The following is a 9,501-nucleotide window of genomic DNA, read 5'->3' as shown; positions in this document are numbered from 1 at the left end:
GTATTACAGTAGATATAGAGAGAGGAGCAACAAAGTAAAGATAGCAAAGCCGATGTTCTAGAACATCGGCTAGGGATAAAATTGATTTGATCAGTCATTACTGATAGTTTTCTTTCTAAACTGACGACTTTTCAGCTTGTTTTGCTTTGTCTATTAATGGGGTAATTGTTGAACCTTGAATAAGTATTGAGAACACCACGACAGCGTATGTCATAACAAGGATTATCTCTTTTACATCAATAAGCTTGTCTGGGATAACTAATATGCCAGATGGGATAGAAAGTGCCATTGCTAGTGCTAGCCCACCTCGTAGTCCTCCCCAAGTTAGTATCTTTATTGACCATGGGTTGTAGGAGCGGTAACGCTTGAAGCCGATGTAAGAGAAAAAAACGCTTAGATAGCGAGCAGATAAGACAAGAGGAATGGCGAAAGCCATCAATATCCAGTCCTCTTCATGGAATTTGAAGAGTAGCATCGACATACCGATAAGTAGGAAGAGCACACCATTCAAAAATTCGTCAACCAATTCCCAAAAGTGGTCAAGGTGTTCTTCACTTTCTTTTGAAAAGCCAATGAAGCGTGTCCAGTTGCCGATCATTATCCCTGATACAACCATAGCTAAAGGCCCGGAAACATGGATAACATCTGCAAAAACATAGCCAGCAGTCGGTATACCAATGGTTAAAAGCAGTTCCATTGAGTGATCATCGGTGGCGCTGATGAGGTAGTGGAATAATAGCCCAAGAGCTAGGCCATACAGGATGCCCCCCATTGCCTCTTGAATAAACAACATAGTTACACTACCTATGGTTGGTGCTTCCGTACCAAATGCAATAGTGAAAATGGTGACAAAGATAACCAAACCAAAACCATCATTAAAGAGCGATTCTCCCTCGATTTGGGTTGAAATACGTTTTGGTGCATTTAACTTTTTAACAATAGCTAATACGGCTATTGGGTCTGTTGGTGATATGAGTGCACCAAATAGCAGACAGTAAACGAGATCGAAGTGAATACCGATAAATTGACAGAAGGCGTATAGCCCAAAACCGATGAAGAAGGTTGAAAATAGCGTTGCGCCTAGCGCAAGAACCGCGATTTCCCATTTCTGATCTTTTAGGTTGGGTAATTTGATGCCTAGGCCACCAGCGAAAAGTAGAAAACCGAGTATTCCTTTGAGCAGAAAATTTTCAAAGTTAATACTGTTGACGGTTTCTGTCGCTATTTGAGTTAGATGAAACCAATCATTTTGACCTGCAACTAAGATCAATAATGACAACATCATCGATCCTGCTGTAATGGCGATAGTGGTTTGCATATTGCCTATCTTACTGTTTAGAAAGGCAATCAACATTGCTGCTCCTGATAGGAAGCATAAAGTGTAATAGACAGACATTGTTTTCTCGTCGTGTAACAAAATATGAATGAAATTCTCCTTGGATGATGTACAAATAGCAAACACTTTTTAGCCATGATTGCAGATGTATCAAACGATAATTAAAGTGAAGTTTAGACGTCTAGATTTCTAATGGTTATATGATAGGATGAGCGAATAACCAAAAGGAATGAGGCTGTACTGTGGGAAGAGAAGTTAGAAGTCAAATTGAAGCTCAATTGCAACAGAGAATATTATTGATTGATGGTGGCATGGGCACCATGATTCAGAGCTATAAATTGGAAGAGCAAGATTATCGTGGAGATCGTTTTGCCCATTGGCCAAACGATCTGAAAGGAAATAATGACCTTCTCGTCTTGACGCAGCCTCAGTTAATCAAAGAAATTCATAGTGCTTACTTGGAAGCAGGTGCTGATATCCTAGAGACGAATACCTTCAACGCGACGAGCATCGCAATGGCCGACTACGATATGCAAGCCATTAGCAATGAGATCAATTTCGCTGCTGCAAATCTTGCACGCCAAGCTGCTGACGAATGGACGGCGAAAACGCCTGATAAACCTCGTTACGTGGCGGGAGTGCTAGGGCCAACAAACCGCACTTGCTCGCTCTCCCCTGACGTGAATGACCCTGGGTTTCGAAATATCAGCTTTGAGCAATTAGTTGAAGCTTACTCAGAATCAACACGTGCTTTAATTCGTGGCGGCAGCGACTTAATTTTGATTGAAACCATTTTCGATACTTTAAATGCTAAAGCCTGTGCCTTTGCGGTGGATTGTGTGTTTGAAGAGTTGGGTTACAAACTGCCCGTGATGATCTCAGGGACAATCACCGATGCCTCTGGTCGAACGCTTTCTGGGCAAACAACCGAAGCCTTTTATAATGCACTGCGACACGTTGAGCCTATCTCATTTGGTTTGAACTGCGCACTCGGTCCGGATGAATTGCGCCAATACGTTGAAGAGCTATCACGTATTTCTGAATGTTATGTCTCGGCTCATCCCAATGCGGGGTTGCCTAACGCATTCGGTGAGTATGATCTTGAAGCTGATGAGATGGCGCAGCACATCGGGGAATGGGCGCGAGCAGGATTCTTGAACCTTGTTGGTGGCTGTTGTGGAACCACTCCTGAGCACATTAGACAAATGGCAAAAGTGGTCGAAGGTGTGAAACCAAGAGCGTTACCCGATATTCCAGTGGCTTGTCGTCTATCCGGTCTAGAGCCGCTGACGATTACCAAAGAGAGCTTATTCATCAACGTAGGTGAGCGAACTAACGTCACTGGTTCTGCGCGTTTTAAGCGTTTAATCAAAGATGAGCAGTATGATGAGGCGCTGCATGTTGCTCGAGAGCAGGTCGAAAACGGTGCACAAATCATCGATATCAATATGGATGAAGGGATGTTGGATGCGCAAGCTTGCATGGTCCGCTTTCTCAATTTATGCGCTTCTGAGCCGGATATTTCCAAAGTACCAATCATGGTTGATTCTTCTAAGTGGGAGGTAATTGAAGCAGGTCTCAAATGCATTCAAGGCAAAGGGATTGTGAACTCGATTTCCCTCAAGGAGGGGAAAGAGAAGTTTGTTGAACAAGCTAAACTCATTCGCCGCTATGGTGCTGCTGTGATCGTGATGGCGTTTGATGAAGTAGGCCAAGCGGATACCCGTGAGCGAAAACTTGAAATTTGTACCAAAGCTTATCGAATTTTGGTTGATGAGGTTGGTTTCCCTGCTGAAGATATCATTTTTGATCCGAATATTTTCGCGGTTGCGACTGGTATTGATGAGCATAATAATTATGCTGTGGACTTTATCGAAGCCGTGGCTGATATCAAACGTAATTTACCCCATGCGATGATTTCCGGCGGGGTTTCCAACGTCTCTTTCTCTTTTCGCGGTAACAACTATGTGCGTGAAGCGATCCATGCTGTATTCCTTTATCACTGTTTTAAAAACGGCATGGACATGGGTATCGTCAATGCCGGTCAGCTTGAGATTTACGATAACGTGCCTGAGAAACTGCGTGAAGCAGTCGAAGATATCATTCTCAATCGCCGCAGCGATGGCACTGAACGCTTACTGGATATTGCGGCTGAATATGCGAACAAAGGTGTCGGTAAGGAAGAGGATGCCAGTGCGCTTGAATGGCGTTCATGGCCAGTCGCAAAACGTTTAGAGCATGCGTTGGTCAAAGGTATCACCGAGTATATTGTTGAAGATACGGAAGAAGCTCGTCAAAATGCCACTCGCCCATTGGATGTGATCGAAGGGCCTCTCATGGATGGAATGAACGTGGTCGGCGACCTCTTTGGCGAAGGGAAAATGTTCCTGCCGCAAGTAGTGAAATCGGCGCGCGTTATGAAGCAAGCCGTTGCGCATTTAGAGCCCTACATCAACGCGCTTAAGCAAGCGGGTTCCAATAATGGCAAAATCCTTCTTGCCACAGTTAAAGGGGATGTACACGACATCGGCAAAAATATCGTTGGCGTCGTTTTGCAGTGTAATAACTACGAAATCATTGACCTCGGCGTTATGGTGCCATGCGAGCAGATCCTCAAAGTCGCGAAAGAACAGAATGTCGACATCATTGGGTTATCCGGCCTCATCACTCCCTCTTTAGATGAAATGGTGCACGTCGCCAAAGAAATGGAGCGACAAGGGTTTAAATTACCGCTTTTGATTGGCGGAGCAACCACCTCTAAAGCACATACCGCAGTTAAAATTGAGCAAAATTATCACCAGCCTGTTGTGTATGTGAACAATGCTTCGCGCGCAGTAGGCGTTTGTTCTTCGCTTCTTTCTGATGAGTTACGTCCTGCTTTTGTTGAAAAATTAAACCTCGATTATGAACGCACGCGTGATCAACATCACCGTAAAACCCCCCGTACTAAACCCGTCTCATTAGAAGTGGCAAGGGCAAATAAAGCGGTTATCGATTGGGATAACTATACGCCGCCAGTTCCGGCTAAATTGGGCGTACATGTGTTTGATGATTTTGATGTGGCTACCCTTCGTCGTTACATCGACTGGACACCATTTTTCATGACATGGTCATTGATGGGTAAATATCCGACGATTTTTGAACACGAAGAGGTGGGAGAGGAAGCACAAAGTTTATTCCATGATGCTAATGCATTGCTTGATAGAGTTGAGCGAGAAGGGCTACTCAAGGCTCGCGGTATTTGCGCTTTATTCCCAGCCGCGAGTGTGGGGGATGATATCGAAGTGTATCGCGATGAATCGCGCACCGAGGTTGCTCATGTTCTGCATCACTTACGCCAACAAACCGAAAAGCCCAAAGGTTATAACTACTGCTTGTCCGATTACATTGCACCAAAGGAGAGTGGTAAACGAGATTGGATCGGCGCATTTGCCGTGACAGGCGGAATTGGTGAGCGAGAATTAGCAGACCAATATAAAGCGCAAGGCGATGACTACAACGCCATCATGATCCAAGCGGTAGCTGATCGTCTTGCTGAGGCTTTTGCGGAATATTTGCATCAGCAAGTTCGTAAAGAAATTTGGGGCTATGCTGCTGACGAAGAGTTGTCGAACGATGATTTGATCCGTGAGAAATACCAAGGTATACGCCCAGCGCCGGGCTATCCAGCGTGTCCTGAGCATACGGAAAAAGGCACCTTGTGGGAGATGTTACAAGTTGAGCAAACCATCGATATGTCTTTAACCACCAGTTACGCTATGTGGCCGGGTGCTTCGGTGTCGGGTTGGTACTTCTCGCATCCTGACTCTCGTTATTTTGCCATTGCACAAATTCAACAAGATCAGATGCAAGATTACGCACAACGTAAAGGCTGGAATGCGCAAGAAGCGGAAAAATGGCTTGGGCCGAATTTAGATTAAGTAATAAAAAACAGGTTGGCTAAGCCAACCTGTTTTTTATTCAGCGTGTTACTACTCAATGTGGTTTTATCGTTCAAACAAGTCTTGATGAAGTTTCTGAATTGCCGCTTTAGAAACCGACTCGTGTAATAAAAAGCAGAGGTTGTGCGGGCTGGCACCATAGCAAATCATACGCAAATTGAAATCTTCTAAGGTGCTAAAAACTTGTTTTGCATAGCCTTTGCTTTCACTCATGTTATTGCCGATCAGCGCAACTAAACACAGATTATGTTCGACTTCAACTTTACACAGCTCTTCTAATTCTAAGCGCACCGCTTGAGGCAGTTCAGGCGCTCCACCTGAGGTATCGGTTTTATCTAATGTTAATGAGACGCTGATTTCAGAGGTGGTGATCAGATCCACCGAAATTTTGTGTTTGGCTAAAATTTCAAACACCTTCGAAAGAAAGCCGTATGCGTGAAACATGCTAGCGCTGCGTAGCGTAACCATGGTTTGATTGCAGCGTAGGGTCAAGGCTCTAAATAGAGGTGAGCTTTCCACACGTTTACGGATCCAAGTGCCGCCTTTTTCAGGCTCTTTTGAGGAGCCGACAAACACAGGGATATCGTGGCGAAGCGCGGGCAGCAACGTCGATGGATGCAAAATCTTAGCGCCAAAGTTTGCCATCTCCGATGCTTCGCTAAAGCTTATTTCCGCAATCGGAGCGGCTTTAGGCGCAATGCGTGGGTCGGTCGTATAAATCCCCGGTACATCAGTCCAAATTTCTAAGCCAGAAGCTTGTACTGCTTCGGCGATCAAGGCCGCAGAATAATCACTGCCGCCTCGGCCCAATGTGGTTGTATTCCCTTGTTCATCAGCGCCGATGAAACCTTGAGTTACCACTACGTGTTGCAGGCAAAGTGGTGTTAACTTCTCTTGGGCTAATTGCTGGATCTGCTCTAATTGCGGTTCCGCCCGACCGTAGTGGTCATCAGTACGCAGCACTTCTCGAATATCAAAACGGATCGCATCCATGCCACGTTCACGCAGTAATTGCGTCAGAATGAAGGTCGACATTAACTCGCCACAAGCAACTAAGTGATCGGTCAGCTTTTTACTCGCTTGAAAAGAGGCCGCTTCTGCGACACTGGCCACCATATCTAAAATTGAGTGTACCTCTTTTTCAACTTGTAGCGGGTCGGCAAGTTTATCAATAATCGCATGATGAATATCAGCTAACTGTTTGATAATACTTAAGCGTTGATTGGCATCTTGTACGCCATTGGCTAATTCAACCAATAAATTCGTCACGCCAGAGCAGGCACTGCTCACGACTAATTTGGTCTCTGGATTATTTTCGATCACAGCGGCACAAAGACTCATTGCTTCAAAGTTAGCAACGCTTGTTCCGCCAAATTTGGCGACATTGAATGCGCTCACGGCATTTCTCCCACGACTTCCTGAAATAAAAATAGTGTTGGTGTACCAACGTCCAATGTTTGAAGAGAGTTTTTCTAGAGCAAATAAAGAGGTGTTTTTATGATTGGTTTACCTCAGAAGCTCTTCATCAGGGTTGCTGATGACAGTTGAAGGGATTCAGCCCATTCAACCGATAAACCAAATCCACAACCTTGGTTTATCTCGGCACTGCTCCCCATTAATGTTTTGTATTGGAGTTGAGGCTCCACAAAACATCTGCCTGGGCAGTGCTCCTCTTCTGCTAGATAGCTCATTCATTGAACGTTTTTGAACTGTTAATGTCAATCGCTAATTAAGTCCAAATGTAAAATAAAATTAACCAGAGTGTGACACTGGTTTGACCTCTAGACTTCGGTCGAATTGTTGCATCAGCGGATTTGTTTTACTCTGGGTATTCGTATTTGGCCGCAAGCAAGGAGCAACTATGTCCATTACCAGTTTTAACCCACCCCAGCGAATTTTGATGGGGCCAGGCCCGTCAGATATTTACCCCCAAGTATTACAAGCGCTGAGCAGGCCGACTGTTGGCCACTTAGATCCGCTTTTTATCCAGATGATGGATGAGCTAAAGCAGCTGCTTAAATACGCTTTTCAAACGGAAAATGAGTTTACCATCGCGGTTTCCGCACCGGGCAGCGCTGGTATGGAGGCGTGCTTTGTCAACCTGATTGAGCCGGGAGATAAGGTCATCGTGTGTCGCAATGGCGTTTTTGGCGAGCGTATGCGCGAGAATGTAGTGCGCTGTGGCGGAGAGGCTGTGCTGGTGGATGATGAGTGGGGAGCCCCCGTTTCGCTCGATAAAGTCGAGCAAGCCATACAGGCTAACCCTGATGCTAAAATTCTCGCGTTTGTCCATGCAGAAACGTCAACTGGTGCATTGAGTGATGCGCAAGCATTAGGTTTGCTGGCTAAGCAAAACAACATGCTGAGTATTGTAGATGCAGTGACATCCTTAGGCGGCGTGCCACTTTATGTGGATCAATGGCAGCTCGATGCCGTCTATTCTGGGAGCCAAAAGTGCTTATCGTGCCCTCCGGGTTTATCGCCACTGACTTTTTCAGCGCAAGCGATTGAAAAAATTCAATCTCGCACAACCCCCGTTCAAAGCTGGTTTTTAGATCAAAGCTTAGTGCTTGGTTATTGGAGCGGTGCAGGCAAACGCAGTTATCACCACACTGCGCCAGTTAACAGTTTGTACGCATTGCATGAAGCCTTACTGGTGTTGAGAAACGAAGGTCTAGAGCAGGCTTGGGCACGTCATCGTGTGATGCATGACAAATTAAAGCAGGGCTTAGAAAAATTAGGATTTGAATTTGTCGTTGCTGAAGATTGTCGTTTACCGCAATTGAATGCGATCTATATTCCAGAAGGGGTTGATGAGGCTAAAGTGCGAGCGCATTTGCTCAATCAATACAACCTGGAGATCGGCGCAGGCCTTGGCACTTTAGCGGGTAAAGCGTGGCGTATTGGTCTAATGGGGTATGGGGCGCGCAGTGAAAACGTGGCCTTATGCTTACGGGCGCTAGAAGAGTCATTAACAAATTAGCAAAAAACACATAAGGGAGCATTTGCTCCTTTTTAGTGGTGCTGATGCTGAACGTTGTTCGTTTCAGCATCAATCATAAAATTCATTTTTATTGTTAGCTCTTCCTAGCGTGAGTGGAATACTCGTGATTGATGTCTTAAGATAAATTCTTCCGTTAATGGTTTAATTACTCCTATGAATATAAGTGGCATTTTGTGTATTTATAATAAATATACGATGCTAAAGTTTGTGGCCTAAATATTAGAACAGGTTTGGATGCTACTTTGTATTGTCATGGTATTGTAAAAAATGAACATTGTTCGATTGTTTTGGTTGACCATTATTTTATCTGCGTTAGGATAACCGCGCTGAGAAAGCATACTTATTATTAACTTTTTAGAGGTGCAATAGAAACCTATGGACTCGTCGAGTAGTCGATTATCCAAGTGTGGTATTTTCTGGTTAGTAGAAAAGCCTACGTTTTGTTGCCAACTTTTCATTTAAAGCCTCGCTTTTGCTAAGTTGGTATTCATACTAACGAAGCTCCTTTTCTTGTTCTCTCCTGTCAATATCACACTCTTTTTATAGAGTATCGTGTTTGTTTAAGTCGATCATATGATTTATTCAATACAGCGTTTCTACTGGCTAGAGCGTGAATGCTTTTGAATTTCTTGCATGTCATCTGTACACCGCTAGAACTTTCGCAAGTACACGGCTTCTCTATTTGACTGACTTTATCTTCTCCTAACTTGCTTGTTCAAGGCGGGGAATGCTTGAGCTTGATGGTATAAGCTTATTGCAGCTCAGTTACGTGGATTTTCTGCATAATTTGGTTTCTTTGCCTTGATAGTTTCAAGGAGATACAAAGATGGTTATGTACAACACATCATTAGCTATGGGCAACCGGCTACCTGCTGCTCACTCTATTCAAACCGAAATGGATAACAACTTTATTTGTGTAGGCGCATCGCTATCTGTAGAGGCGGTGATTGCGATTCTACGCTCATCGTCCTTAACCGATAAGCGTTTAAACCTTATCTTTATCTCTGGTGATGCAGGTGAATACTTAGGATTTGTTTATTTAAGCAAGGTGGTGGTATCACAGATGAATATCATCATGAAAGATATTATGCACAAAAGCGATATTGCCGTATCGGCCTTAATGGATAAGGTTCAAGCTAGAAAGTTATTATTAGACAGTCATTTGCCTATGATTCCTATCATCGATAGTCGGAATCGAGTGATTGGCGCCTATTCTATAT

General features: G+C 44.3%; 5 protein-coding genes and 1 riboswitch. Of the genes, 3 read left to right on the top strand and 2 right to left on the bottom strand.

Translation table 11 applies throughout. From position 1 onward, the window contains the following. Positions 1-115: 115 nt before the first annotated feature. The gene (locus B9J87_RS04895) at positions 116-1,396 is read right to left on the bottom strand and encodes a cation:proton antiporter (protein WP_081265549.1); all 1,281 of its coding nucleotides are present in this window, start codon (positions 1,394-1,396) and stop codon (positions 116-118) included. Between the two features lie 182 nt (positions 1,397-1,578). Here B9J87_RS04895 and metH point away from each other — a divergent pair, with 182 nt between their 5' ends. Continuing rightward, positions 1,579-5,256 (top strand): methionine synthase, encoded by a 3,678-nt coding sequence (metH, locus tag B9J87_RS04890; protein WP_094149583.1) that lies wholly within the window; start codon positions 1,579-1,581, stop codon positions 5,254-5,256. A gap of 66 nt (positions 5,257-5,322) precedes the next feature. Here the strand turns inward: metH and lysC are convergent, their stop codons facing one another. Then, positions 5,323-6,675 carry a lysine-sensitive aspartokinase 3 gene (lysC, locus tag B9J87_RS04885; RefSeq protein ID WP_017043419.1) on the bottom strand — a complete coding sequence of 451 codons (1,353 nt, stop codon included), beginning with the start codon at positions 6,673-6,675 and terminating at the stop codon, positions 5,323-5,325. A gap of 109 nt (positions 6,676-6,784) precedes the next feature. Further along, positions 6,785-6,960: riboswitch (Lysine riboswitch) on the bottom strand. A 178-nt stretch (positions 6,961-7,138) separates the two neighbouring features. Between lysC and B9J87_RS04880 the strand changes: the two genes are divergently transcribed. Next, positions 7,139-8,260, top strand: a complete 1,122-nt coding sequence (locus tag B9J87_RS04880; protein WP_029189908.1) for a pyridoxal-phosphate-dependent aminotransferase family protein — start codon at positions 7,139-7,141, stop codon at positions 8,258-8,260. An 847-nt stretch (positions 8,261-9,107) separates the two neighbouring features. Further along, on the top strand, positions 9,108-9,501 hold a 394-nt coding region (locus B9J87_RS04870; protein ID WP_017050669.1), incomplete at its 3' end, for a hypothetical protein.

The organism is Vibrio sp. V19_P1S1T109 (genome assembly GCF_002241375.1).
In the GTDB taxonomy this organism is placed as follows: domain Bacteria; phylum Pseudomonadota; class Gammaproteobacteria; order Enterobacterales; family Vibrionaceae; genus Vibrio; species Vibrio anguillarum.
The sequence above is the reverse complement of the archived record's forward strand: the minus strand, read 5'-3'. Positions and strand labels throughout refer to the sequence as shown.

Bases quoted from the DNA above. Each gene is read 5' to 3' on its own strand.
- B9J87_RS04895 (WP_081265549.1), bottom strand. From the start codon at position 1,396: ATGTCTGTCTATTACACTTTATGCTTCCTATCAGGAGCAGCAATGTTG.
- B9J87_RS04880 (WP_029189908.1), top strand. From the start codon at position 7,139: ATGTCCATTACCAGTTTTAACCCACCCCAGCGAATTTTGATGGGGCCA.